Genomic DNA, 24,083 nt, shown 5'->3' on the forward strand with positions numbered 1-24,083 from the left:
AGTAACCCGGCTCATGGCTTTACCCGATTTTCGTCAGCGTGGCTTCCTGCTGGAACACATCCGCCACACCCTCGACTTCTACGCGCCGAACGTGATCGACGCGAGCGGGGGCTTTTATCATTTCTTCAAGGATGACGGCAGCGTCTATGACGCGCACAGCCGGCACCTGGTCAGCAGCACCCGCTTTGTCTTCAACTACGCCATGGCCTATCGGCAGTTTGGTGATCCCGCTCATCTCGAGGCGGTCCGGCATGGCCTGGATTTCCTGCGCACGGCTCACCGCAACCCGCAGACCGGTGGCTATGCCTGGCTGCTGCATTGGCAGGATGGCAAGGCGACCTTGCTGGACGGCACCAACCATTGTTATGGCCTGGCTTTCGTGGTGCTGGCCTATGCCCATGCCTTGATGGCCGGCGTGCCGGAAGCGCGCGAGTGGTTGGCCGAGACCTTCAATCTGATGGAGCAGCGCTTCTGGGAGCCGCAGTACGGGCTCTATGCCGATGAGGCGACGGCCGACTGGCAGTTGCAGCCCTACCGTGGCCAGAACGCGAATATGCACGCCTGCGAGGCCATGCTGGCGGCCTTCGAGGCCAGCGGCGAGCAGCGCTACCTGGACCGGGCAGAGCAGCTGGCGATCCATATCACCCAGCGGCAGGCGGCGTTGGCCAATGACATGATGTGGGAGCACTACCACGCCGACTGGAGCGTGGATTGGGACTACAACAAGGACGACAAGACCAATATCTTCCGGCCCTGGGGCTACCAGCCCGGCCACCTGACCGAGTGGGCCAAGCTGTTGTTGATCCTGGCGCGGCATCGCCCGCAGCCCTGGCTGCTGCCACGGGCCGAGGCGCTGTTCAAGGCGGCAGTCGAGCGCTCCTGGGATGCGGTCAACGGCGGGCTGGTGTACGGCTTTGCGCCGGATGACAGCATCTGCGATGCCGACAAGTACTTCTGGGTACAGGCCGAGAGCCTGGCGGCCGCAGCCCTGCTGGGGCGGGAGACCGGCGACGAGTACTACTGGAGCTGGTATGACAAGCTGTGGGCCTATAGCTGGCAGCATTTCGTCGACCATGAATATGGTGCCTGGTACCGCATCCTGGCGCCGGACAACAGCAAGTTGACCGATGAGAAGAGCCCGGCCGGCAAGACCGACTACCACACCATGGGCGCCTGCTACGAAGTCCTGAATGCGGTGCCGGCATGAGTACGCTGCCACGCTTCATCGCCCCCGGCGAGGCCCTGACCGACCTGATACGCACCGGCCCTGACAGCTGGGTGAGCAAGGTGGGTGGCGCAACCTGGAATGTGGCGCGCGTCATGGCCAGCCTCGGGGTGCCGAGCGCTTTCGCCGGTGCGATCAGCCGTGATTGTTTTGGCGACGATTTGTGGCGCGCTAGCGAAGCGGCGGGCCTGGACCTGCGCTTCTTGCAGCGCCTGGACAAGTCGCCGCTACTGGCCGTGGTGCATGAGACCCAGCCACCCAAGTACTTCTTTGTGGGTGACGACGCGGCGGACCTGCATTTTGATCCGGCCCTTCTGCCCGAGGGCTGGATGCAGGGCGCGCGCTGGGCGCACTTCTGCGGCATCAGCCTGGCCCGGCCACCGTTGGCGGGGCGCCTGGTCGCGCTGGCCGGCACGCTCAAGGCTGCTGGCGTGAAGATCAGCTACGACCCGAATTTCCGGGTGCTGATGGATGAGCGTTACGACGCGACCCTGCAGCAGATGACGCGGCTGGCCGATGTGGTCAAGGTATCGGACGAGGACCTCGCCGGGCTGTTCCGCACCGAAGATATCGACGCTGCCTTTGCCACCCTGCGCGACTGGAATGCGGACGCGACCTATCTCTACACCCGTGGTGGCGAGGGGGCGTCGCTGCATCAGCAGGCGCAGCATTGGCTGTGCCGGCCACCGAAGATCGAGGTGGTCGATACGGTCGGTGCCGGCGACGCCAGCATCGGTGGTCTGCTGTTCAGCCTGCTGCAGTGGCCGGAGCGGGACGGGGGCGAGCACCTGCGCTTCTCGGTGGCTTCCGGTGCGGCGGCTTGCCTTGCTGCAGGGGCGACGCCACCGACCCTGGCCGGTGTCGAGACCCTGTATGCAGCTACCCGGCTGGAGGCGCGCGCTTGACGGCACCGCGCAAGCTTTCCTTACGCCGGCAGTTGCTGGTCTGGCTGTTGTTGCCTCAATTGGTGCTGTGGCTGGCGGCGGCATTTGTTTCCTATTCGGTCGCACTACGCTACGCCAATGAGGTGATCGACCGCAGCCTGGCGGAGTCGAGCCGGGCGCTGGCAAGGCAGGTCAAGCCTTTCGGTGATGGCCTGTACATCGACTTCCCGCGCGCTGCGCGCGAGATCCTTGAGGAAGACCCGAGCGATCGGCTGTACTACATGGTCAGTACGCCGCCGGGTGCCTTCATCCTGGGGGAGAAGGACCTGCCGCCGACACCTAATGGTGTCGCCCGCCAGTTCGGCCATCCCTACTTCTACGATGGCAACCTGCGTGGCCGGCCGGTGCGGGTGGCGGCGCTGTACCTGCGGGTCGGCTCCGAAGGGCGGCCGCAGAGCATGCTGGTGCAGGTGGCCAAGAGTACGACCCTTCGCACCCAGCTGGCGCGCGATATCTTCATCGACACCGTCATGCCCTTGTCGATGCTGATGGTGCTGACCAGCGTGCTGGTCTGGGCCGGCATCAGCCGTGGCCTGTCGCCGTTGCGACATCTGCGCCGGCTGGTGGAGAACCGGTCGCCGCGCGATCTTGCGCCGCTGGAAGTCGAGGATGCACCGGCCGAGGTCCGTACCCTGACCCAGGCCATCAATACACTGCTGGGCGAGGTCAATACCCAGGTGGCGGGGCAGCGGCGCTTTATTGCCGATGCCGCCCACCAGTTGCGCACCCCCCTGGCGGGGCTGAAGTCACAGACCGAGCTGGCGCGGGGCGAGCTGGCGAGCATCGAGCCGGACCGGCAGGCGCTGACCCAGCGGCTGGGACAGATTGAAACCAGCGTCGGGCGGGCGATCCGCATGGTCAACCAGTTGCTGGCACTGGCCCGCGCCGAGCCGGAGGCGCCCCTGACGCTGGCGCCGGTTGACCTCGCCAGGCTGGCGCGCGAGGCCACCATGGAGGCGGTGCCGCGTGCGCTGGCGCGGGGTATCGACCTGGGGCTGGACGAGGCACCCCATCACCTGTTGATCAGTGGTCATGAGGCGTTGCTGCGGGAGTTGCTGGTGAACCTGATCGACAACGCGATCCAGTATTGCCCGGCCGGCAGCGAGATCGGCGTCCGGGTCATGGACGAGCACGACATGGCGCGAGTCGAGATCCGCGACAACGGCCCGGGTATTCCGGCCGAGGAGCGGGAGCGGGTGTTCGAGCGCTTCTATCGCGGGCGCATGGAAGGGCAGGGCAAGGGCTGCGGCCTGGGTCTGGCCATCGTCCAGGAGATCGCCCGCCGCCATCAGGCCCAGGTCAGCCTGGCGGACAGCGTGCCGCATGGCTTGCTGGTCACGGTGCGGTTCCGTCTGACCTGAGTTTCTAGCCGCGCTTTTCGATGCTACCAATCTGTAGGATTCCGACATTTCGGTGAGACGACCTGAGTATTTGCTCCAGGGTGTCGCTGCAATCAGACGGTGCATGAAATTGCCCCAAAGCGAGGCGTGGTGCGGGTTCATGCATTTCCTTGGTGCGCCGCAACATCGAAACTTACTGAAAACTTACAGAAAACCTTCACAAAACTTACACCCGTAGTTATATTTCGCAGCAGTCGCAAGCCGGACTGCTTGCGGCACTATTCCAACAAGGAGCGAGACAAATGCAATCCCGTCGCCTGAATGTAGCGCTGGCTGTCGCCTGCGCATTTTCCCTGAATGCTATTGCCGGTGAAGTTGAAGTGCTGCACTGGTGGACCTCTGGCGGTGAAGCCAAGTCGGTGGCCGAACTGAAGACCATGATGTCGGCCAAGGGCCACACCTGGAAAGACTTCGCCGTGGCTGGCGGTGCTGGCGATAACGCCATGACCGTGCTGAAGACCCGCGTTGTCTCGGGCAACCCCCCGACCGCCGCCCAAGTGAAGGGTCCTTCCATCCAGGAATGGGCCGCCGAAGGCGTGCTGGCGAATCTGGACGCCGTGTCAGGCTCCGAAAAGTGGGACAGCCTGCTGCCACCCGTGGTCGCCAACGGCATGAAGTACAAGGGTCACTATGTGGCCGTGCCGGTCAACGTGCACCGCGTGAACTGGATGTGGGTCAACCCGGAAGTGTTCAAGAAGGCCGGCGCCAAGGTGCCGACCACCTGGGCCGAGTTTGACGAAGCCGCCAAGAAGATTGAAAAGGCCGGCCTGATCGCCGTTGCCCACGGTGGCCAGCCCTGGCAAGACGCGACCGTGTTCGAATCGGTCGCCCTGGGTGTCGGTGGTGCCGACTACTACAAGAAGGCCTTCATCCAGCTGGATCCGAAGGCCATCGACAGCCCGACCACGCTGAAGGCTTTCGATACCCTGCGCATGGTGCGCGGCCATATCGACAAGAACGCTGCCGGTCGTGACTGGAACCTGGCGACTGCCATGGTCATCAAGGGCGAGGCCGGCATGCAGTTCATGGGTGACTGGGCCAAGGGCGAATTCACCGCCGCTGGCAAGAAGCCGGGTACCGACTACCTGTGCGTAGCCGCACCGGGTACCGACAAGGCCTACACCTTCAACATCGACTCCTTCATCGTCTTCGCACAGAAGAACAAGGATCAGAAGGCCACCAACGATTTCGCCTCGACCGTGCTGTCGCCCGCCTTCCAGGAAGTGTTCAACCTGAACAAGGGTTCGATCCCTGTTCGCCTGGGTGCCGACATGAGCAAGTTCGACGATTGCGCCAAGAAGTCGACCGCTGACTTCGTGGCCACCAACAAGGCTGGCTCGCTGGTTCCGTCCTTCGCCCACCAGATGGCCATGCCGTCGGCGGTGCAAGGCGCGACCCAGGATGTGATTTCCTCGTTCATGAACTCCAACATGACGAGCAAAGAAGCAGTTGCAAAACTGCTGGCTGCCTCTAAGAAGAAGTAAGTAAAAAAACTCGCGTCAGCGAGGAGTGAACCCTCCGGTGCGCCCGCACGGGCACCGGAGCCTTCATGACACACCTGTCGTTCCATCCCAACCACGCAAAGGAGACGCCATGACAGCTTCCCGTCACGGCGCGCCGGGTTTTTCACTCAGTCGCCTAGCCGACACGATATTGCCTCGGCTGGTCATCGCCCCCACGGTGCTTGCTTGTCTGATTGCCTTCTATGGCTTCATTGCCTGGACCGGCTGGCTCTCGTTCACCGAATCACGCTTGCTGCCCCGTTATGAATGGGCGGGCTTCGTGCAGTACATCGAGCTGTTCTCCAACGAGCGTTGGTGGCAGTCCATGCGCAACCTCGGCATCTTCGGCGGCTTGTTCATCCTGGTCAGCCTGTTCGTCGGCCTGGTCATGGCGGTGCTGCTGGACCAGAAGATCCGCGGCGAAGGCGCCTTGCGTACGCTGTATCTGTACCCGATGGCACTGAGCTTCATCGTGACCGGTACCGCGTGGAAATGGATATTAAATCCGGGCCTGGGCATCGAGAAGCTGGCCCACGACTTCGGCTTCACCAACTTTACCTTCGACTGGATCATCAATCCGGACTATGCGATCTACACCGTGGTCATTGCCGGTGTGTGGCAGTCCTCCGGCTTCGTGATGGCCCTGTTCCTGGCTGGCTTGCGTGGCATTGATGATTCCATCATCAAGGCGGCCCAGGTGGATGGCGCCTCCCTGCCTACCATCTACACCCGCATCATCATCCCCAGCCTGCGGCCGGTATTTCTGAGTGCTTTCATGATTCTTGCCCACATCGCGGTCAAGAGCTTTGACCTGGTGATGGCGCTGACTGGCGGCGGCCCGGGCTTTGCGACCGACCTGCCTTCGATCTTCATGTACCAGCATGGCTTCACCCGTGGCCAGCTTGGCCTCGGTGCGGCCAGCGCCATGATGATGCTGTTCACTGCCTGCGCGGTTGTCATGCCGTTGCTCTACTCGGAACTGCGGAGGGAGCGTCGTGGCTAATCTCGCATACCATCAAACCACCCAGGCCAAGATCGCCCGTTTCACGATCTACGGGATCCTGGTGCTGGTGGCGATCTTCTATCTCGCCCCCTTGTTCGTGATGCTCAGTACCAGTCTCAAGACGCTGGACGAGATCCGCAACGGCAACCTGATGTCGCTGCCGGGCTCGCTGAATTTCGATGCCTGGAAGACGGCATGGGATTCCGCCTGTACCGGCGTCGAGTGTGGCGGCATGAAGGGCTACTTCGGCAACAGCCTGAAGATGATGATCCCTTCGGTGCTGATCTCCACCCTGGTGGGCGCCTTCAACGGCTACATCCTGTCGATGTGGCGTTTCAAGGGCTCGGACGCCTTCTTCATGGCGCTGCTGATCGGTACCTTCCTGCCCTTCCAGGTGGTGATTCTGCCGATGGCACAGGTGCTGGGCATGCTGGGCATCGAGAGTGGTACCGGCCGTTTGATCCTGGTCCACGTGGTGTATGGCCTGCAGTTCACCACCCTGTTCTTCCGTAACTACTACGTGACGGTACCGGGTGAGCTGGTCAAGGCTGCGCGTATCGACGGTGCCGGTTTCTTCCGCATCTTCTTCAGCATCCTGCTGCCGATCTCGATTCCCACCATCATGGTGTGCCTGATCTGGCAGACGACGCAGATCTGGAACGACTTCCTGTTCGGGGTGGTATTCAGCGCCGGCGATGGCCAGCCCATCACCGTGGCACTGAACAACCTGGTCAATACCAGCACCGGGGTGAAGCAGTACAACGTCGATATGGCCGCGGCCATCATCGCGGCGCTGCCCACCCTCGTCGTCTACGCCATCGGCGGTAAATATTTTGTGCGCGGCCTGACGGCCGGCGCGGTCAAAGGTTAAGGGAGCAGCCATGGGCGCACTCAGTATCCGCAACGTCAAGAAGAGCTACGGCAACACACATATCCTCAAGGGCATCGATATCGAGATCGAGAAGGGTGAATTCCTGATCCTGGTCGGCCCCTCCGGTTGCGGCAAGTCCACCTTGTTGAACATGATCGCCGGTCTCGACGACATCAGCTCCGGCGAGATCGCCATCGGTGAGCGTGTGGTCAACCAGTTGTCGCCGAAGGACCGCGATATCGCCATGGTGTTCCAGAGCTACGCGCTCTACCCGAACATGACGGTGCGCCGGAACATCGCCTTTGGCCTGGAGATCCGCAAGGTACCCAAGAGCGAGCAGGACGAGATCATCGCCCGCGTCGCCAAGATGCTGCAGATGGAACACCTGCTGGACCGCAAGCCGAACCAGTTGTCCGGTGGCCAGCGCCAGCGCGTCGCCATGGGTCGTGCCCTGGCCCGCAACCCGTCCTTGTTCCTGTTCGACGAGCCGCTGTCCAACCTCGACGCCAAGCTGCGGGTCGAGCTGCGCTCCGAGATCAAGCTGCTGCACCAGCGCCTCGGCACCACCATCGTCTACGTGACGCATGACCAGATCGAAGCCATGACGTTGGCCGACAAGATTGCCGTCATGAAGGATGGCGAAGTCCGCCAGTTCGGCACGCCGCAGCAGATTTACGATTCGCCTGCCGACCTGTACGTCGCCGGCTTTATCGGTTCGCCATCCATGAACTTCATCCCGGTCGACCTGACCGAGGAGGGTGGTCATGCCGTGGTGGTGCTGGATAACGGCAGCGGCCCGCAGAAGATCACGCTGGGTCCGATCACCGACAATCAGCGCGGCTATGTGGGCAAGAAGGTGGTGCTGGGCGTGCGTCCGGAACAACTGACCGATCCTTCCAGCGCGCATAGCGAGCGTACCGATCTGCAGTCGCTTACCGCGACGGTCTCGATCATCGAGCCGACCGGTCCGGACACCCTGGTGACCGTCACCTTGAACGGCACCAAGACCGTTGCCCGCTGCCACCCGCGCGCCGCCGGTGCGCCTGGCCAGCAGGTCCAGCTCACGCTGGATCCGGGCAAGGCCTTGCTGTTCGATCCGGCCACGGAAAAGCGACTCGCTTAAGCACAACGATTTCAGGGTCTGACTCTATCGGCGCGAAGCAATTCGCGCCTTTTTTCATTTCAGGCGGCGTTCGGCAGCGGGGTGAATGAACGGTAGAATTGCAGGCCTACGCCTTAGGAATACGCCATGCTGTTTGTGCTGTCCCCCGCCAAGACCCTGGATTTCGAGACGCCTGCCCAGACCCGCAAGTTCACCCTGCCTGAATTTACCGAGCATTCCTCACGCCTGATCGAGGTGCTGAAGCAGAAGTCACCGGCCGAGATCGGCCAGTTGATGAGCATCTCGGACCCGTTGGCCGCGCTGAACGTGGCACGCTACCAGGCATGGAGCCCGGAGTTCACGCCTGCCAATAGCAAGCAGGCCATCTTTGCCTTCATGGGGGATGTCTACGAGGGGCTGGACGCCGCGAGTCTCGCCAGCAAGGACCTGGATCGCGCTCAGCAGAAGCTGCGCATCCTGTCCGGCCTGTACGGCCTGCTGCGCCCGCTGGACCTCATGCAGCCGTACCGGCTGGAAATGGGCACGCGGCTGGCCAGCCCGGGCGGCAAGAATCTGTACGAGTTCTGGGGTGACACGATCACCGACGCGCTCAACCTTGAGCTCGCCACCCAGAAGTCGCCAGTGCTGGTGAACCTCGCCAGCGATGAATACTTCAAGTCGGTCAAACCCCGAAAGCTCAAGGCCCGCCTGGTGGAGTGCGTGTTCGAGGACTTCAAGAACGGCAAGTACAAGATCATCAGCTTCTATGCCAAACGCGCCCGCGGCCTGATGGCCCGCTACGCCTTGCAGCACCGCATCGACAAGGTCGACGGCCTGCGCGATTTCGATGTAGACGGCTATCGCTACGAGGCAGAAATCAGCAGCCCCGATCGCCTGATCTTCCGCCGCGACCTGGCTGCGGTCTGACGGTATTGATGTGGACGGCGCGTCCTGGCGGCGTCAGGGCGTGGAATCTGGTGGATAACGCCTTCGGCTCATCCACCCTACGGCGTACCGAATCCAGGCAGACCGTTGGTCTCGCACTCAGGTAGACAAGGGTGCTGACGAGCGTCAGCGAGGCTCCCTCGCGGCGGCGAGGGCAGGGGGAGTGGGTTCGATAGAGCAAGGGGCTGCGTGCACATCGGCTGCCCGTTAAGGCCCGGCCAGGCCGGGCCCTGATCTGGCGTCGCCGCCCTAGCCGGTGGCTGTGCCTCCCCTACCAGTGCAGCTCCCCACGCCCAATCTCCACCACCCGACCACCCACAGAGATGTGACCGTCGTTCACCTTCAGGCGCAGCACGTTTGGGCGGCCCATCGCGGTGCCTTGCGAGATCGTGGCGTCCAAGGGTTGTGCGCCCTGGGTCGCCAGCCACCAGCCGCCCAGGTTGGCGGCGGCAGAGCCGGTGCCGGGGTCTTCGGCGATGCCGGTGTCGGGTGTCCAGAAGAAGCGCGACTCGAAGCCTTCGGCGGTGCGGGCAAAGACATAGGCCTTGGGTTTGCCGGTGTCGTTCACGCTGTAGCGCTGCATTAGCTCCGCATTGGGGCGGCAGGCATGGACCAGTTCGGGCGAGGCCAGCGGGATCATGGATTGCTCGTTGCCGCAGCTGACCCACAGCGTCGGGCCGGCGATGGCGGATTCGGGCAGGCCCAGCATCTCGGCCAACTGGGCCGGGTTCGCCTCCATGGGCCGATGGGTCGGTGCGTTGGCCTGCAGGGTCCAGCGATCACCTTCCGCACTGACCGGAATGATGCCGGCCTGCATTTCCAGGCTGATCACGTCACCGGTACCCAGCAATTGTCGTACGACGTGGGCAGAGCCGAGTGTCGGGTGGCCGGCGAAGGGCATTTCGTAGCCGGGGGTGAAGATGCGGACCCGGGCGGTCGCGTCGGTCGACGGAAGTAGGAAGGTGGTTTCCGACAGGTTGAACTGGCGTGCCACCAGTTGCATTTCGGCATCGCTCAAGGGGCTGCCATCCTCGATGACGGCCAGGGGATTGCCGCCGAAGGGGCTTTCGGCAAAGACGTTCAGCAGGCGATAGCGCAGGGCGGGCATGGGGGCTCCAGAGGCAGATTGCGGTAACGATGGGCCATCCTGGGCAGGTGCCGGATGGGGAACTACTGTGATAAAGACCACCGGGTACGTCGCCAAAAATAACAGTGGCGGCTTCCCGGCTATAATCGGCGCTTATCCAGCACCAATTCCCGAATAACAACATGATTCGTAAACTGATCGGCCGCGTACTCAAGCTCAAGAAGCGTCATGGCGGTGGCCGCGTGGTGATTCCACTCAAGCGCCACGGCATACGCCGCAACCGCTTGCCCTCCTTCGCGCTCAAGACCACTGACCAACTGCAGGCGGCCGGCTTCGAGGCCTTTGTGGTCGGCGGTGCGGTACGTGACCTGCTGCTGGGCAAGGACCCCAAGGATTTCGACGTGGCGACCAGCGCGACGCCGGAGGAAGTCCACAAGGTGTTCCGCCGTTCCCGCATCATCGGGCGACGTTTCCGGCTGGTACATGTACTGTTTGGCGATGAAGTGGTGGAAGTGTCCACTTTCCGCGGCAGTGGCGAATCGTTGACCGATGACGCCGGCCGCATCATTCGAGACAACACCTGGGGCAACCAGGAGGACGACGCCAAGCGCCGCGATTTCACCGTCAATGCGCTGTTCTACGATCCTAGCCGTGAAGAGATCATCGATTACCACGGCGGCGTGGAAGACATCGAGAAGAAGCGCATGGCCATGATTGGTGCGCCGGCGGTGCGTTATCGTGAAGACCCGGTGCGCATGCTGCGGGCGGTCCGCCTGGCGGCCAAGCTCGGACTGACCATTGATCCTGCGACTCGCAAGCCGATCCGCGAGCTGGCTACCCTGCTTGAGAATGTACCGTCGTCGCGCCTGTTCGACGAAATGCTCAAGCTCCTGTTCTCGGGCCAGAGCTGGGCCTGCCTGATGCAGTTGCGTGACGAAGGCCTGCACCACGGCTTCTTCCCCCTGCTCGACAAGATGATGAAGATGCCGCAGGGCGAAGCCTTCCTGCGCAACGCACTGGAGAATACCGACCGCCGCATCCGCGAAGACAAGCCTGTTTCTGCCGGTTATGTGTTCGCCGCCTTGTTATGGCTGGAGGTGCTGGACAACTGGGAAGCCCGCAAGAAGGCCGGCGAGAAGGCCATGCTGGCACTGTTCTCGGCGATCGACGAAGTCGAGGCGGTACAGGAGCAGAAGCTCGCGATACCGCGTCGCTATGGCACCGCCATGAAGGAAATCTGGACTCTGCAGCCGCGCTTCGAGCAGCGTAGCGGGATCAAGCCATTCCGCCTGCTGGAGAACCCGCGCTTTCGCGCCGGTTACGATTTCCTCTGTCTGCGGGCCTCGGTGGGCGAAGCTGACCAGGAACTGGCCGACTGGTGGACCCGCTTCCAGCAGGCGGACAGCGCCGAACGCGAGGCCATGCTGGTCCGACCGCAGGCGGGAGATGGCACCAAGAAGCGCCGTCGTCGTCGCAGTGGTGGTGGACAGGGTGGTGCGGCATTGGCGGATGACGGCCAGTGAGCGTGCACGCTTATATCGGCCTGGGTGCCAACCTGGGCGACGCCGCCGGTACGGTACGTGCGGCAACGGCGGCACTGGGGGAGCTGCCGCAAACCCGGCTGCTGGCCTGCTCCTCGCTTTATCGCAGTGCGCCGGTGGGCTATCTGGACCAGCCGGACTTCATCAACGCGGTGGCTGCGATTGAAACCGGCCTGTCACCTCATGCCTTGCTCGATGGCCTGCTGGCGATCGAACAGACGCACGGGCGTGAACGCAGTTTCCGTAACGCACCGCGTACGCTCGACATGGACCTGTTGCTGTATGGTGAGGCACTGCTGCATGACGACAGGCTAACCGTGCCGCATCCCCGCATGATCGAGCGTGGCTTTGTGCTGTTACCTTTGCTGGAAATCGCCCCCGAGTTGATGCTTCCTGGGGCCATTCCCCTGGCGGCCTTGCTGGGCCAGGTAGACCAGACGGGTTTGAGTCGCATCCAGAATTGATTAGCGCCGTCGGGCCCCGAGGCCCGACTTACGAGGAAATCGGCAATGGGCTTGGAGCGTTATCGTTACATCGTCGTCGAAGGTCCGATCGGCGTAGGCAAGACCACGCTGGCCCGCAAGCTGGGTGAGCAGCTGGAGGCCAACCTGCTGCTGGAAAACCCCGATGCGATCCCTTTCCTGCCCAAGTTCTATATGGATATGCAGCGCTATGCGCTGCCGACCCAGTTGTCTTTCCTATTCCAGCGGGTCGAACAGGTCGAGAGCCTGACCCAGATGGACCTGTTCGGCGGTCAGACCGTGGCGGACTTCCTGTTCGACAAGGACCCGTTGTTTGCCGAACTGATCCTCAGCGACGATGAGTTCCGCCTCTATTCCGATATCTACCGTCATCTCAGGGTCCGGGCACCGACACCGGACCTGGTGATCTATCTGCAGGCCGATATCGATACCCTGGTTTCGCGCGTGCACACGCGTTCGCGCGACTACGAATCGCGTATTGCCGATGGCTATTTGCGCAAGCTGGCCGAACGCTACAGTCGTTTCTTCTATGACTATAACGAGGCGCCGGTGCTGATCGTCAACACCGAGAACCTCAACCTGGTTGAGAACCCGGACGACTTTCGTCTCCTGCTTGGCCGAATTGCCGGCATGCGTAGCGCACGCGAGTATTTCAACAAGGCCTGAGTTGCCGTGGCGGTCCGCGGCCGGGGTGTATTCGCGCGGGTCAGGTTCTAAGATGGTGTCTGGAGCAGAAACCCAGCCCGGAGCGCCACCATGCTGCAACGCATCTCCCATCGTCTTGCCTTCCTGATCATCGTTGCACTGGGTGGCTTATGGCTTGCCAGTGCCAATGGTCTCTACCAATTGATCAATTCGCGTGATGCCATCGAGGACATGGGCGATAACGTCGTGCCCAGCATCCTGGTGCTGGAGAGTGCCCAACTGGGCTTCATGAAGGTCCGTACCGATGTGCTGAACCATATCCTGCTTCAGGATGGTGGCGCCATGACCAGCATGGAGCAGCAACTGGCGGGTAACCGCAGTAATGTCGAAAAAGACCTGAAGGACTATGCCGTGTTGGCCGATGACGACGAGGACAGAGGGTTGCTCAGCGCCGACCTGCAGGCGTTGGAGGCCTATTTCAGGTTGGCGACGAAGGCGCTGGAGCTGTCGCGCAGCCATGACAAGGAAGCGGCCCAGCGCTATGCGACCAGCACCTTGAAGCCGGCGGCCGACAAGGCTCTGGCGACGCTCGGCAAGCATGTCGAATACAACCGACACTGGACCGAGAAGTACAAGCAGCAGGCGGAGCGGGATTACCGGGCTGCGCTGTGGATCACGCTGGCCCTGGTCGCCCTGACCACGCTGCTGCTGGCCTGGAATGCCTTCATGACCTATCGCTCGGTGGCAGGCACGGCCAATCAGGCCAGCCTGCAGGTCGCCAGAGTGGCGCGGGAGCTGGATTTTACCCGCAGCATTCCGGTGACCGGCAAGGACGAGATATCGGATCTATTGCGGGCCTTCAATGGTCTGATTGAGCGGCTACGGGACGGGCTCAGGACCATACGGGCCGATGCGGAGCATCTGGCGACGACATCGGTCGAGCTGGCGGGATCCGCCCAGCAGGTGACCAGCAGCTCGCAGGCGCAGAGCGAGGCATCGTCCTCGATGGCGGCGAATGTCGAGCAGGTGACGGTCAGTATCAATCATGTTTCCGACCGTACTGTCGAGGCCAACCAGCTGACCCGAGAAGCGGGCAGCCTGGCGGTGGCCGGCCGGGACTCGATGGTGTCCACGGTTGCTCGCATCGAGGCGATCGCGTCCGTGGTGGACGAGGCGGCGGCGGAGATGGCGCAGCTGGAAGAGAGCGGCCGGCAGATCAGTACCGTGGTCGCCGTGATCAAGGAGGTGGCCGAGCAGACCAATCTGCTGGCGCTCAATGCCGCCATCGAGGCTGCCCGCGCCGGCGAGCAGGGACGGGGGTTTGCGGTGGTGGCCGATGAAGTACGCAAGCTGGCGGAGCGCACGGCCAGCTCGACGGTGGAAATCTCGTCCATGGTCGCCGCGATCCAGCAGCGTTCGGCCCAGGTATCGGCGCGCATGGCGCAGGCGGTTGAATCGGTACGACTGGGCGTGGGCGAGGGGGCGGACACCCGCGATGCGATAGACCGTATTGCCGGTTCGGCGGCACAGAGCAGCAGCCTGGTCGAAGAGATCGCCGGCGCCTTGCGCGAGCAGAGTACGGCCAGCAATGCCATTGCTGGACAGGTGGAAAGGGTGGCGCAGATGGCCGAAGAGAATAGTCGTGCTGCTGAACGCAGTACGGAGCTGTCGGTCGAACTGCAGCGGCTGGCTACGGCCATGAACAAGGTCGTAGGCGGATACCAGCTGTGAATGCTTGCCCGTCGCCCCGCTCATCGGGCAAAAACTAGTGCATTTGCACGGTTTTTCCTGGCCGACAGGGTTGAGCGGGGTGGGGACTTTCAGCTATTGTTGCGCCGCATCGAAATGAGGCAAGCTTGCTCTCGTTGCCCCAGGATGGCGCACGCAGCGAAAGCGCCATTACCCCGCAAAATGCGCAAAGCAAGCGCTAGATCAAGGATGGACTCCCCCCATGAAGATCACCGTATCCAACCTGCACAAGCTCAAGCAGGAAGCCCAGAAGATCGTCATGCTGACCTGCTATGACGCGAGCTTCGCCAGCTTGATGGCGGATGCCGGCGTCGAGGTGTTGCTGGTTGGCGACTCGCTGGGCATGGTTATCCAGGGTGAGGTCTCGACCCTGCCGGTCAGCATGGAGCAGATGGTCTATCACACCCGCTGCGTCGCCCGGAATGCCAAGCAGGCCATGGTGCTGGCTGACTTGCCGTTCGGTGCCTACCAGGCCAGTCCGCAGCAGGCTTTCGAGGCTGCCGCCAAACTGATGGCGGCCGGTGCCGAGATGGTCAAGCTCGAAGGTGGCGAGTTCATGGCCGAAACGGTGGCCTTCCTGGTGCAGCGCGGGATACCGGTTTGCGCCCATATCGGCCTGACGCCGCAGTCTGTCCATGTGTTTGGCGGCTTTAAGGTGCAGGGCAAGACCGATAGCGGTGCCGAGCAGCTCAAGCGTGACGCCAAGGCGCTGGAAGCGGCGGGGGCATCCATGGTGCTGATGGAGATGGTACCGGCGGCGCTGGCCCGCGAGATCACCGATAGCCTGCAGGTGCCGACCATCGGCATCGGCGCCGGCGTCGACGTGGATGGCCAGGTGCTGGTCGTCTATGACATGCTGGGTGTCTATCCCGGCAAGAAGGCCCGTTTCGTGAAGAATTTCATGCAAGGCGTGACCAGCATCCACGGCGCGGTGGAAGCCTATGTCCGTGAGGTGAAGGCCAAGACCTTCCCGGCGGGCGAACACAGCTTCTAATCTTCAGGTGCGGCGGTGGGTCCATCCCTCTGCCGCTTGGGTGCAGTGCCGTCCTGCCATGGCCTGTGCCGCGACTCCAAGGCAAGGCTGACCATGCACATCTTTACCACCATCGCCGACTTCCGCGCCTGGCGCAAAACCGCCGGTTTTGTCGCCTTCGTGCCCACCATGGGCAATCTGCACGAAGGACATATATCCCTGTGTACCGCAGCCAAGGCGCGCGGTGGCAAGGTCGTGGTGTCCATCTTCGTCAATCCGCTGCAGTTCGGCCAGGGCGAGGATTTCAATACCTATCCGCGTACTTTCGACGAGGACTGCGCCAAGCTGCAGGCGGCCGGCGTCGATGCCGTCTTCCATCCGACCGTGGACCAGCTGTACCCGCGCATCGAGCAGCAGTACAAGGTGGAACCGCCGGCGATCCAGCATGAGCTCGATGGCCAGTTCCGCCCCGGCCATTTTCGGGGTGTGGCGACGGTCGTCACCAAGCTGTTCAATATCGTGCAGCCCGATGCGGCCATGTTCGGCAAGAAGGACTTCCAGCAGCTCAAGGTGATCGAGGGCATGGTGGCGGATCTCGACATGCCGATCGATATCGTGCCAGTAGATACCGGCCGGGCCGACGACGGCCTCGCACTGTCGTCGCGCAACGGCTACCTGACCGAAGCCGAGCGGGCCGAGGCGCCGCGGCTGTACCGCAACCTGTCGGCCATCAAGGCCGCGCTGGCGGCTGGGGAGACCGATTTCGTGAAGTTGACTGAAACCGCCCGGGCCGACCTGGAGAATCACGGCTGGCGGGTGGACTATGTGGAAATCCGCGACCAGCAGCGGCTGGAGCATGCGCGTCCGGGCGACCGGGAGCTGGTGATCCTGGCCGCGGCCCGTCTGGGCAAGCCGCGACTGATCGACAACCTGGAAGTGAGTCTGCCTGGTGGCGTCCTGCCCATTTCGGCTTGAGCCGCTGAGCGCGGCGCAAGCACCCCTGCTGGCGGATGAGCTGGCGACGCTGTTCATGGCGTCGCGCGCCACCGCCATGCCCTGGTTGCCCGTGTTGCATGGGCATGCCGATACCGCGCAGTTCTTCGCCGGTCTCGCACTTAGCCATGAGGTCTGGCTGGCGCGTGACGAACACGGCGCCCTGCTGGGTTTCGTTGCCTATGACCTGGACTGGCTGGATCACCTCTACCTCGCGCCGGCCGCCCGGCAAGCGGGCATCGGTTCCGCGCTGCTGCGGCACGCCATGCGGGATGGCCGGCCGCGCCAGCTATGGTGCTTTGCCGCCAACCTGCCGGCCCGGCGCTTCTACGAGAAGCATGGCTTCGTGGTGGAGGTTGAAACCGACGGTGCCGACAATGAAGAGCGCTGCCCTGATGTGCGCTATGTCCATCCCGGACTTGCGGGGTGACCGTGTCGCCGCTGCGGGTCGCCGTCATCACGCCCTACTATCGCGAACCGGCTGACTATCTGCAGCGGTGCCTGCACAGCGTGGCGGCGCAAACCCACCCCTGTACCCATTTTCTGATCTCGGATGGGCATTCCAGCCCCTTGGTGGCGGACTGGCCTGTCCGTCATGTGCAATTGGGCAGCGCCCACGCCGATTATGGCGATACGCCGAGGGCGGTTGGCTCGCTGCTGGCCGTCAGCGAAGGGTTCGAGGCGATCGCCTACCTGGATGCGGACAACTATTACCTGCCTGAGCATATCGCCGGCCTGGTGGCTGCCTGGGAGGCGCAGGGCCGGCAGATCGACGTTCTGGCGAGCAACCGTTTCTTTGTCTATCCCGACGGCCGGCTCATGCCCATTGCCGAAGCCATGGACGCCCGGCGCGGCGTGGATACCAATTGCCTGTTCCTTGCCGGCGGTGCGATCGACCATGCCAGCAGCTGGAACCGGATGCCGGCCGCTTTCCATGCCTTTGGCGACCGGATATTCTGGCTGATGCTGGCCGCCAGGGGCATGCGCATGGGTACGTTGGCGCAACCCAGCGTGGCCTACACCAGCAACTGGAAGGCGCATTACCTGCAATTGGGCGAGCTGCCTCCGCCTGATGCCAAGGACCTGAGCCCGGCCGTCGTGCACGCCTGCCGCTGGTGGCACGGGCTGACCCAGACTGAGCGCGATGAATGCACCGCCCGGCTGGGATTCGACCCGACGGCCTGGCTGGCCTCCTTGCTGACCGATATGTCCCCTCACTCCTAACTTCCCCGAGTCACCCTTATGGATACCGCCGCGATCAAGCACTACCTTCTCGACCTTCAGCAGCGCATCGTCACCGCGCTGGAAGCGGCCGACGGCAAGACCTTCCTGCGCGACGAATGGCAACGTCCGGCCGGTGGCGGTGGTATCAGCCGCCTGCTGGAAGAAGGGAACCTGCTGGAGCGGGGTGGGGTGGGATTCAGTCATGTCATGGGCGACAAGCTGCCGCCGTCCGCCAGCGCACACCGGCCGGAACTGGCCGGCCGGGCCTGGGAGGCGATGGGGGTGTCGCTGGTGTTCCATCCCCGCAATCCCTATGTCCCGACGGTGCATATGAACGTGCGGATGTTCCGGGCCTATGCACCGGGCGAGGCGGACGTGTTCTGGTTCGGCGGCGGCATGGACCTGACCCCCTACTATGGCTTTGAGGAAGACGCGGTGCACTTCCATCAGGCCTGCCACGATGCCTTGCAACCGTTCGGCGACGACAAATACCCGCGTTTCAAGGCCTGGTGTGACGACTATTTCTTCCTCAAGCATCGCAACGAGCCACGTGGCGTCGGCGGTGTGTTTTTCGACGACTTCAGCGACCTGGGCTTCGAGCAGAGCTTTGCCATGCTGCGCTCGATCGGCGATGCCTTCCTGCCAGCCTACCTGCCCATCGTCGAACGGCGTCGCCAGATGCCGTACGAGCAGGTGCAGCGGGACTGGCAGGCCTATCGCCGGGGGCGCTATGTCGAATTCAACCTGGTCTGGGATCGCGGCACGCTGTTTGGCCTGCAATCCGGCGGCCGGACCGAGTCCATCCTCATGTCGCTGCCGCCGGTGGTTAACTGGCGCTACGACTACCACCCCGCCGCCGGCACACCCGAGGCTGCGCTACTGACCGACTTTCTGACGGCGCGGGATTGGTTGGCTTAGACCTGGATGTTCGATGGCGTTGCGCAAGGTTGTTGGCTGACCAACCTTTCGCCTGTGTTGCGTGTAGCGCTCAGGCCTGCTACGGCAAGTGAAAGGCCATGCGGCGCAATGCCTTTCGGGTATTGCGCCGTTGTCGTTTCAGCGGTCTTGGCGGCGGTGAATGGGCTCGGGCTTGGCGGCCATCACCAGCGGAATGGCGGCCGGACCCAGCAGGGCGACCCGCATTTTCCAGGCACTGGTCGGCCGGATATGGCGTTTCTTGGCGACACTAAGGCAGATCATGGCAGAGAGCAGCCAGATTATTGCGGGTACATAGGCGGTCATCGTGAGCTCCTGGGAGGTGATCCGGCTACAGCTAAACACATCCTGACATAGAAATTGGCTTTGGTGGGTGTGCTTACTGCCCTATCTGCACCGTAGCGTGGAGGTTGTCGGTTTAGCAGCTGTCACCGCGGATACGGCGGCGTTAGCCGCATAACAGACCAGACTGCCGGAGAGGGCCTGGTTCGATCCGTCGGCAGATTCCTCTGATCGTTGCCGTTATCCCCGATTGCATACGTTGTCATGTCAAGCATGACTACAAAGCCCCTTTGGTCGCATTTTCGTCATAATCTGTCGATCTGTTGAAAATCTTTGACAGTTATAAGTAGTTAAGTGTTTGATTTAAAAAGAATCATGCGCTGCACAAAAGCATTGCGCAGGCAGCCATCGCTCCGCTAGAATCGTTCAAGCCTGTCAGAACTCAATGGAGTTCGGCAGGCTTTGTTTTCGACGTGCCTGGCTGGCTGTTAGCCGACCCCAACGCCGTTGCCCCTCCCGCATCGCGACACCCGCGCGATGTCCGCCACCGAATCGAGCGAACCTCGACAGGTTGGCCGCAACGCATCCCCCCGCGTGTTTCCACGCCGGCCGGACCCAGGCGCCGCTCCCCAGAAAAAGGGGTGATGAGAGCATGCTGCAGCCACAAGCCGCGCGCATTGCCCTATGTCGCTCCGCACGTACACGGGTATCACGCACATGGATGACAGACAGCGCCGCCTTGACGGCACGCTCTACCGCCCCAGCTTCGAGCAGGATTCCTGCGGCTTCGGCCTGATTGCGAATATGGATGACAAGCCGTCGCACTGGCTGGTCTCGACCGCGATTTCCTCGCTGGCCAATTTGACCCACCGTGGTGCCGTCGCGGCTGACGGTAAATCCGGTGACGGTTGCGGCTTGCTGTTCCGCAAGCCTGACAGCTTCCTGCGCACCGTGGCCAAGGAAAAAGGCCTGGAGCTGGCGCATCACTACGCCGCCGGCCTGGTGTTCCACAGCGCCGACCTGGAGCTGGGCAAAGCCTCGCTCGCAACCCTCAAGGCCCAGCTCGAAGAGCAAGGGCTGGAAGTCGCCGGCTTCCGTACCGTACCGACCGATACCCGCGCCTGCGGCGAATACGCGCTCAAGACCCTGCCGGCCATTGCCCAGGTGTTCGTGAACTGTCCGGCCCATATGGATGCCGCCAGCTTCGAGCGTCGGCTGTATATCGGCCGCCGTCTGACCGAGAAGGCCAACCACGGCGACAGCAGCTTCTATATCCCGACTCTGTCGGCCCATACGATCTCCTACAAAGGGCTGGTGACGCCCGAGAACCTGCCGGTGTTCTTCCCCGATCTGCAGGACGAGCGTTTTGCTTCTTCGTTGGCGGTGTTTCACCAGCGCTTCTCGACCAATACCTGGCCGCAGTGGAAGCTCGCCCAGCCGTTCCGCTATGTGGCGCACAACGGCGAGATCAATACCATCTCCGGCAACCGTTCCTGGGCGCGGGCGCGCGAAGCCATCATGGCCTCGCCGCTGATTCCGGACATGGACGACATCCGCCCCATCGTGCAGACCGATGGTTCGGACTCGATGAGTCTCGACAACATGCTGGAAGGCCTGTTGATGGGCGGCATCGATTTCTTCCGCGCCCTGCGCCTTCTGGTGCCGCCGGCCTGGCAGAACGTCGATACCACTGACAAGGAACTGCGCGCCTTCTACGAATACAACTCCATGCATATGGAGCCCTGGGATGGCCCCGCCGGCATCGTGCTGACCAATGGTCGTTACGCCGGTTGCATGTTGGACCGCAATGGCCTGCGCCCAGCCCGTTATGTGCTGACGCGTGACCGTCACCTGACCATTTCGTCCGAGATCGGCGTGTGGAACTACAAGCCCGAGGATGTGGTGAAGAAGGGTCGCGTGCGGCCTGGCCAGATCATGGCGGTTGACCTGCAGTCCGGCCAGTTGCTGTTGCCGCACGAGATCGATATCAAGCTCAAGTCCGCTCACCCGTACCGGCGCTGGATCAAACAGTACGCCACCCGCCTGGAACTCTCGATGGACGAGGACAGCGGCCGGCCGGAGTTGTCGCGCGACCAGCTCAACGTGTTCCAGAAGCAGTTCCAGGTCAGCTTTGAGGAGCGCGATGCGGTGATCCGCGTCCTGGCCGAGGAAGGGCAGGAAGCCGTGGGCTCGATGGGTGACGATACGCCGATGGCGGTGTTGTCGCAGAAGGTGCGCTCGCCCTACGACTACCTGCGCCAGCAGTTCGCCCAAGTCACCAACCCGCCGATCGATCCGATCCGCGAAGCCGTGGTGATGTCGCTCAACACCGTGTTCGGTTCGGAAAAGAACATCTTTGAAGAGACGGCCGACCACGCCAAGCGCATCGAAGTCAGCAGTCCTGTATTGAGCTTCGAGAAGTTCAAGCTGCTCACGCATCATGAGGATGCGCAGTTCAAGGCCCAGACCTTCGATATCTGTTACGACGCCGAGACGACCGACCTCAGGGGGGCGATCGCCGCGCTGACCGAGCAGGTGGTGGCGGCTTCGCGCGCAGGCATCGCGATTGCCGTGCTGTCCGACCGCCATATCGGCAAGGGACGCATACCTATCCACGCCCTGTTTGCCACCGGTGCGGTGCATACCGCGCTGGTCAACGCCGGCCTGCGGTGCAAGACCAATCTGCTGGTGGATACCGCTACAGCGCGGGATCCGCACCAGTTTGCCTGCCTGATCGGCTACGGCGCGACTGCTGTTCACCCTTATCTTGCCTATGAAGTCATCTCCGACCTGATGCAGGCTGGCGTGATCAAGGACAAGCAGTCAGAGGCGATGAGCCGCTACCGCAAGGGCATCAACAAGGGCCTCCTGAAGGTGCTGTCGAAGATGGGGATCTCGACTGTGGCGTCCTACCGTGGCGCGCAGTTGTTCGAGGCTGTCGGCATTGCGAATGAGATTGTCGAAACCTGCATGCCGTTTACTGTCAGCCGGGTCGGCGGTGCGGGCTTTGCGGATTTTGACGCCGACATGCGCTCGCTGAACAAGCTGGCCTACAACCCGATGCGACCGATTTCGCAAGGCGGCCTGCTGAAGTATGTGTTCGGCGAGGAATACCACGCCTACAACCCGGACGTGGTCATGCAACTGCAGAAGGCGGTGCAGAACGGCGACTATGCCGAATACCTGCGCTACGCCGAGCTGGTGAACACCCGTCCGGTCGCCATGCTGCGTGACCTGATGAAGCTCAAGGTTGATCCGGCCCAGGCGATTCCAGTCGACGAAGTCGAGCCGCTGGAGGCCATCCTCAAGCGTTTCGATTCGGCCGGCATGTCGCTGGGCGCCTTGTCGCCGGAGGCGCATGAGGCGCTGGCCGAGGGCATGAACCGCCTCGGCGGCCGTTCCAATAGCGGCGAAGGCGGGGAAGACCCGGCCCGCTACGGTACGGTCCGGATGTCCAAGATCAAGCAGGTGGCGTCGGGCCGCTTCGGTGTGACACCGCACTACCTGGTGAACGCCGAAGTACTGCAGATCAAGGTGGCGCAGGGTGCCAAGCCGGGTGAAGGTGGTCAGTTGCCGGGTGACAAGGTCAGCGGCCTGATCGCGCGGCTGCGTCATGCGAAGGAAGGCATCAGCCTGATCTCGCCACCGCCGCACCACGATATCTACTCGATCGAGGATTTGGCCCAGCTGATCTTTGACCTCAAGCAGGTCAACCCCTCGGCGCTGGTGTCGGTCAAGCTGGTGGCGGAGCCGGGTGTCGGCACCGTGGCCGCCGGCGTCGCCAAGGCCTACGCCGACCTGATAACGATTTCCGGCTACGACGGCGGTACCGGTGCCAGCCCCCTCAGTAGCGTCAAGTACGCCGGCTCGCCGTGGGAGCTGGGCCTGACCGAGGCGCAGCAGGTATTGCGTGCCAACGGCCTGCGCGGCCGGGTGAGGGTGCAGACCGACGGTGGCCTCAAGACCGGCCTCGATGTGATCAAGGCCGCCATCATGGGCGCCGAGAGCTTCGGCTTCGGCACCGGCCCGATGGTGGCGCTCGGCTGCAAGTTCCTGCGAATCTGTCACCTCAACAACTGTGCAACCGGTGTGGCGACGCAGGAGATCAAGCTGCGCTCCAAGTACTTCACCGGCTTGCCGGAGATGGTGGTGAACTACTTCACCTTCATCGCCCGCGAGACCCGCGAGTGGATGGCCAAGCTCGGTATCCGCTCCATGACCGAGCTGATCGGCCGCACCGATCTCCTGGACCTGCTGCAAGGCGAAAGCCCTCGCCAGGGCCAACTGGATCTGGCGGTGCTGCTGAGCCAGGGCACTATCCCCGAGGAGGAGCCGCGCTTCTGCGTGACCGAGGGCAACCCGAGCTTCGACAAGGGCGAACTGGCCGAGAAGATGCTCAAGGATGCGTTGCCGGCCATCAGCAGCAGGACGGCGACGACGCTCGAGTACGTGGTACGCAACATCAACCGCTCCATTGGTGCGCGACTGAGCGGCGAGATTGCCCGCCAGCACGGTGCCGATGGCCTGCCGGAGGGCACGCTGGATGTGCGACTGAAGGGCTCGGCAGGGCAGAGCTTTGGCGTCTGGAACGCCAAGGGCCTGAACCTGACGTTGGAAGGCGATGCCAACGACTACGTAGGCAAGGGTATGAACGGTGGCCGACTGGTGGTGTATCCGCCAGAGGGCGTGATGTACCTGCCGCACGAGGGCACCATCATCGGCAATACCTGCTTGTACGGGGCGACCGGTGGCGAGCTGTATGCGTCGGGCCTGGTCGGCGAGCGTTTCGCGGTGCGCAACTCCGGTGCGCTGGCGGTGGTGGAAGGCATGGGCGACCACGGTTGCGAATACATGACCGGCGGTTGCGTGATCGCACTGGGCCAGACGGGGATCAACTTTGGTGCCGGCATGACCGGGGGCTTTGCCTTCGTCTACGACCGCGACGAGAAATTCGCCTATCGCTACAACAACGAGCTGATCGATATCCACCTGATCAATGGCGAGGCCATGGGCCAGTACCGCGCCTTCCTCAAGGAAAAGATCGAGCAGCACGTCGCACTGACGGGTTCGGTGATCGGTGGCCAGATCCTGGAGGACTTCGACGACTACGTCGACTACTTCTGGCTGGTCAAACCGAAGGCCGCCAAGATCGAAAGCCTCCTGAAAGACTAATTACGCC

General features: G+C 62.8%; 20 protein-coding genes. 18 read left to right on the forward strand and 2 right to left on the reverse strand.

Going from position 1 to position 24,083, the window contains the following annotated elements:
• Positions 1-13: 13 nt before the first annotated feature.
• The 8 genes from ACYVHK_RS00315 to yaaA all read left to right on the forward strand — a co-directional run bounded on the left by ACYVHK_RS00315 (position 14) and on the right by yaaA (position 8,974).
• Complete coding sequence (locus ACYVHK_RS00315; RefSeq protein ID WP_460526403.1) at positions 14-1,207, forward strand: AGE family epimerase/isomerase; 1,194 nt, start codon at positions 14-16, stop codon at positions 1,205-1,207.
• Positions 1,204-2,130 carry a carbohydrate kinase family protein gene (locus ACYVHK_RS00320; protein WP_460526405.1) on the forward strand — a complete coding sequence of 309 codons (927 nt, stop codon included), beginning with the start codon at positions 1,204-1,206 and terminating at the stop codon, positions 2,128-2,130. Before ACYVHK_RS00315 ends, ACYVHK_RS00320 begins: the two co-directional genes overlap by 4 nt.
• Positions 2,127-3,530: a sensor histidine kinase gene (locus tag ACYVHK_RS00325; protein ID WP_460526407.1), complete on the forward strand. Its 1,404-nt coding sequence runs from the start codon at positions 2,127-2,129 to the stop codon at positions 3,528-3,530. Before ACYVHK_RS00320 ends, ACYVHK_RS00325 begins: the two co-directional genes overlap by 4 nt.
• Positions 3,531-3,811: 281 nt before the next feature.
• Positions 3,812-5,053 (forward strand): ABC transporter substrate-binding protein, encoded by a 1,242-nt coding sequence (locus ACYVHK_RS00330; RefSeq protein WP_460526409.1) that lies wholly within the window; start codon positions 3,812-3,814, stop codon positions 5,051-5,053.
• A gap of 109 nt (positions 5,054-5,162) precedes the next feature.
• Positions 5,163-6,074, forward strand: a complete 912-nt coding sequence (locus tag ACYVHK_RS00335; protein WP_460526411.1) for a carbohydrate ABC transporter permease — start codon at positions 5,163-5,165, stop codon at positions 6,072-6,074.
• A complete protein-coding gene (locus ACYVHK_RS00340) occupies positions 6,067-6,945 on the forward strand; it encodes a carbohydrate ABC transporter permease (RefSeq protein ID WP_460526413.1) in 879 nt (292 codons plus the stop codon). The genes ACYVHK_RS00335 and ACYVHK_RS00340 overlap by 8 nt, the downstream gene beginning before the upstream one ends.
• A 10-nt stretch (positions 6,946-6,955) precedes the next feature.
• The gene (locus ACYVHK_RS00345) at positions 6,956-8,068 is read left to right on the forward strand and encodes an ABC transporter ATP-binding protein (RefSeq protein ID WP_460526415.1); all 1,113 of its coding nucleotides are present in this window, start codon (positions 6,956-6,958) and stop codon (positions 8,066-8,068) included.
• Between the two features lie 126 nt (positions 8,069-8,194).
• Entirely contained in the window at positions 8,195-8,974 is a 780-nt protein-coding gene (yaaA, locus tag ACYVHK_RS00350) for a YaaA family protein (RefSeq protein WP_460526417.1), read from the forward strand.
• 289 nt (positions 8,975-9,263) lie between these two features.
• Here the strand turns inward: yaaA and ACYVHK_RS00355 are convergent, their stop codons facing one another.
• On the reverse strand, positions 9,264-10,100 hold the full coding sequence (locus ACYVHK_RS00355) for a PhzF family phenazine biosynthesis protein (protein ID WP_460526419.1): 837 nt from the start codon (positions 10,098-10,100) through the stop codon (positions 9,264-9,266).
• 161 nt (positions 10,101-10,261) lie between these two features.
• Between ACYVHK_RS00355 and pcnB the strand changes: the two genes are divergently transcribed.
• From pcnB to hemF, 9 genes are all read left to right on the forward strand, one after another.
• Positions 10,262-11,602, forward strand: a complete 1,341-nt coding sequence (pcnB, locus tag ACYVHK_RS00360; protein ID WP_460526421.1) for a polynucleotide adenylyltransferase PcnB — start codon at positions 10,262-10,264, stop codon at positions 11,600-11,602.
• Positions 11,599-12,084, forward strand: coding sequence for a 2-amino-4-hydroxy-6-hydroxymethyldihydropteridine diphosphokinase (gene folK, locus ACYVHK_RS00365; RefSeq protein ID WP_460526423.1), 486 nt, complete (start codon positions 11,599-11,601; stop codon positions 12,082-12,084). The genes pcnB and folK overlap by 4 nt, the downstream gene beginning before the upstream one ends.
• Positions 12,085-12,129: 45 nt before the next feature.
• Positions 12,130-12,768 (forward strand): deoxynucleoside kinase, encoded by a 639-nt coding sequence (locus tag ACYVHK_RS00370; RefSeq protein ID WP_460526425.1) that lies wholly within the window; start codon positions 12,130-12,132, stop codon positions 12,766-12,768.
• Positions 12,769-12,858: 90 nt separating this feature from the next.
• Positions 12,859-14,478 carry a methyl-accepting chemotaxis protein gene (locus ACYVHK_RS00375; RefSeq protein WP_460526428.1) on the forward strand — a complete coding sequence of 540 codons (1,620 nt, stop codon included), beginning with the start codon at positions 12,859-12,861 and terminating at the stop codon, positions 14,476-14,478.
• Positions 14,479-14,698: 220 nt separating this feature from the next.
• Positions 14,699-15,490 carry a 3-methyl-2-oxobutanoate hydroxymethyltransferase gene (gene panB, locus ACYVHK_RS00380; protein ID WP_460526430.1) on the forward strand — a complete coding sequence of 264 codons (792 nt, stop codon included), beginning with the start codon at positions 14,699-14,701 and terminating at the stop codon, positions 15,488-15,490.
• Positions 15,491-15,583: 93 nt separating this feature from the next.
• Positions 15,584-16,444, forward strand: a complete 861-nt coding sequence (gene panC / locus ACYVHK_RS00385) for a 4-phosphopantoate--beta-alanine ligase (RefSeq protein WP_460526432.1) — start codon at positions 15,584-15,586, stop codon at positions 16,442-16,444.
• Positions 16,419-16,892, forward strand: a complete 474-nt coding sequence (locus ACYVHK_RS00390; RefSeq protein WP_460526434.1) for a GNAT family N-acetyltransferase — start codon at positions 16,419-16,421, stop codon at positions 16,890-16,892. The genes panC and ACYVHK_RS00390 overlap by 26 nt, the downstream gene beginning before the upstream one ends.
• Positions 16,889-17,686: a glycosyltransferase family 2 protein gene (locus ACYVHK_RS00395; protein ID WP_460526436.1), complete on the forward strand. Its 798-nt coding sequence runs from the start codon at positions 16,889-16,891 to the stop codon at positions 17,684-17,686. Before ACYVHK_RS00390 ends, ACYVHK_RS00395 begins: the two co-directional genes overlap by 4 nt.
• 18 nt (positions 17,687-17,704) lie before the next feature.
• Positions 17,705-18,604 carry an oxygen-dependent coproporphyrinogen-III oxidase gene (gene hemF, locus ACYVHK_RS00400; protein ID WP_460526438.1) on the forward strand — a complete coding sequence of 300 codons (900 nt, stop codon included), beginning with the start codon at positions 17,705-17,707 and terminating at the stop codon, positions 18,602-18,604.
• 138 nt (positions 18,605-18,742) lie between these two features.
• Here the strand turns inward: hemF and ACYVHK_RS00405 are convergent, their stop codons facing one another.
• Positions 18,743-18,928 carry a hypothetical protein gene (locus ACYVHK_RS00405; protein ID WP_460526440.1) on the reverse strand — a complete coding sequence of 62 codons (186 nt, stop codon included), beginning with the start codon at positions 18,926-18,928 and terminating at the stop codon, positions 18,743-18,745.
• A 693-nt stretch (positions 18,929-19,621) separates the two neighbouring features.
• Between ACYVHK_RS00405 and gltB the strand changes: the two genes are divergently transcribed.
• The gene (gene gltB / locus ACYVHK_RS00410) at positions 19,622-24,076 is read left to right on the forward strand and encodes a glutamate synthase large subunit (RefSeq protein WP_460526442.1); all 4,455 of its coding nucleotides are present in this window, start codon (positions 19,622-19,624) and stop codon (positions 24,074-24,076) included.
• Positions 24,077-24,083: the final 7 nt, after the last annotated feature.

This window comes from Chitinimonas naiadis (assembly GCF_054780835.1).

Excerpts from the sequence above, each read along its gene's own strand:
- ACYVHK_RS00315 (WP_460526403.1), top strand. The coding sequence starts at position 14 with ATGGCTTTACCCGATTTTCGTCAGCGTGGCTTCCTGCTGGAACACATC.
- ACYVHK_RS00320 (WP_460526405.1), top strand. The coding sequence starts at position 1,204 with ATGAGTACGCTGCCACGCTTCATCGCCCCCGGCGAGGCCCTGACCGAC.
- ACYVHK_RS00330 (WP_460526409.1), top strand. The coding sequence starts at position 3,812 with ATGCAATCCCGTCGCCTGAATGTAGCGCTGGCTGTCGCCTGCGCATTT.
- ACYVHK_RS00335 (WP_460526411.1), top strand. The coding sequence starts at position 5,163 with ATGACAGCTTCCCGTCACGGCGCGCCGGGTTTTTCACTCAGTCGCCTA.
- ACYVHK_RS00345 (WP_460526415.1), top strand. The coding sequence starts at position 6,956 with ATGGGCGCACTCAGTATCCGCAACGTCAAGAAGAGCTACGGCAACACA.
- yaaA (WP_460526417.1), top strand. The coding sequence starts at position 8,195 with ATGCTGTTTGTGCTGTCCCCCGCCAAGACCCTGGATTTCGAGACGCCT.
- ACYVHK_RS00355 (WP_460526419.1), bottom strand. The coding sequence starts at position 10,100 with ATGCCCGCCCTGCGCTATCGCCTGCTGAACGTCTTTGCCGAAAGCCCC.
- pcnB (WP_460526421.1), top strand. The coding sequence starts at position 10,262 with ATGATTCGTAAACTGATCGGCCGCGTACTCAAGCTCAAGAAGCGTCAT.
- ACYVHK_RS00370 (WP_460526425.1), top strand. The coding sequence starts at position 12,130 with ATGGGCTTGGAGCGTTATCGTTACATCGTCGTCGAAGGTCCGATCGGC.
- ACYVHK_RS00375 (WP_460526428.1), top strand. The coding sequence starts at position 12,859 with ATGCTGCAACGCATCTCCCATCGTCTTGCCTTCCTGATCATCGTTGCA.
- panB (WP_460526430.1), top strand. The coding sequence starts at position 14,699 with ATGAAGATCACCGTATCCAACCTGCACAAGCTCAAGCAGGAAGCCCAG.
- panC (WP_460526432.1), top strand. The coding sequence starts at position 15,584 with ATGCACATCTTTACCACCATCGCCGACTTCCGCGCCTGGCGCAAAACC.
- hemF (WP_460526438.1), top strand. The coding sequence starts at position 17,705 with ATGGATACCGCCGCGATCAAGCACTACCTTCTCGACCTTCAGCAGCGC.
- ACYVHK_RS00405 (WP_460526440.1), bottom strand. The coding sequence starts at position 18,928 with ATGACCGCCTATGTACCCGCAATAATCTGGCTGCTCTCTGCCATGATC.
- gltB (WP_460526442.1), top strand. The coding sequence starts at position 19,622 with ATGGATGACAGACAGCGCCGCCTTGACGGCACGCTCTACCGCCCCAGC.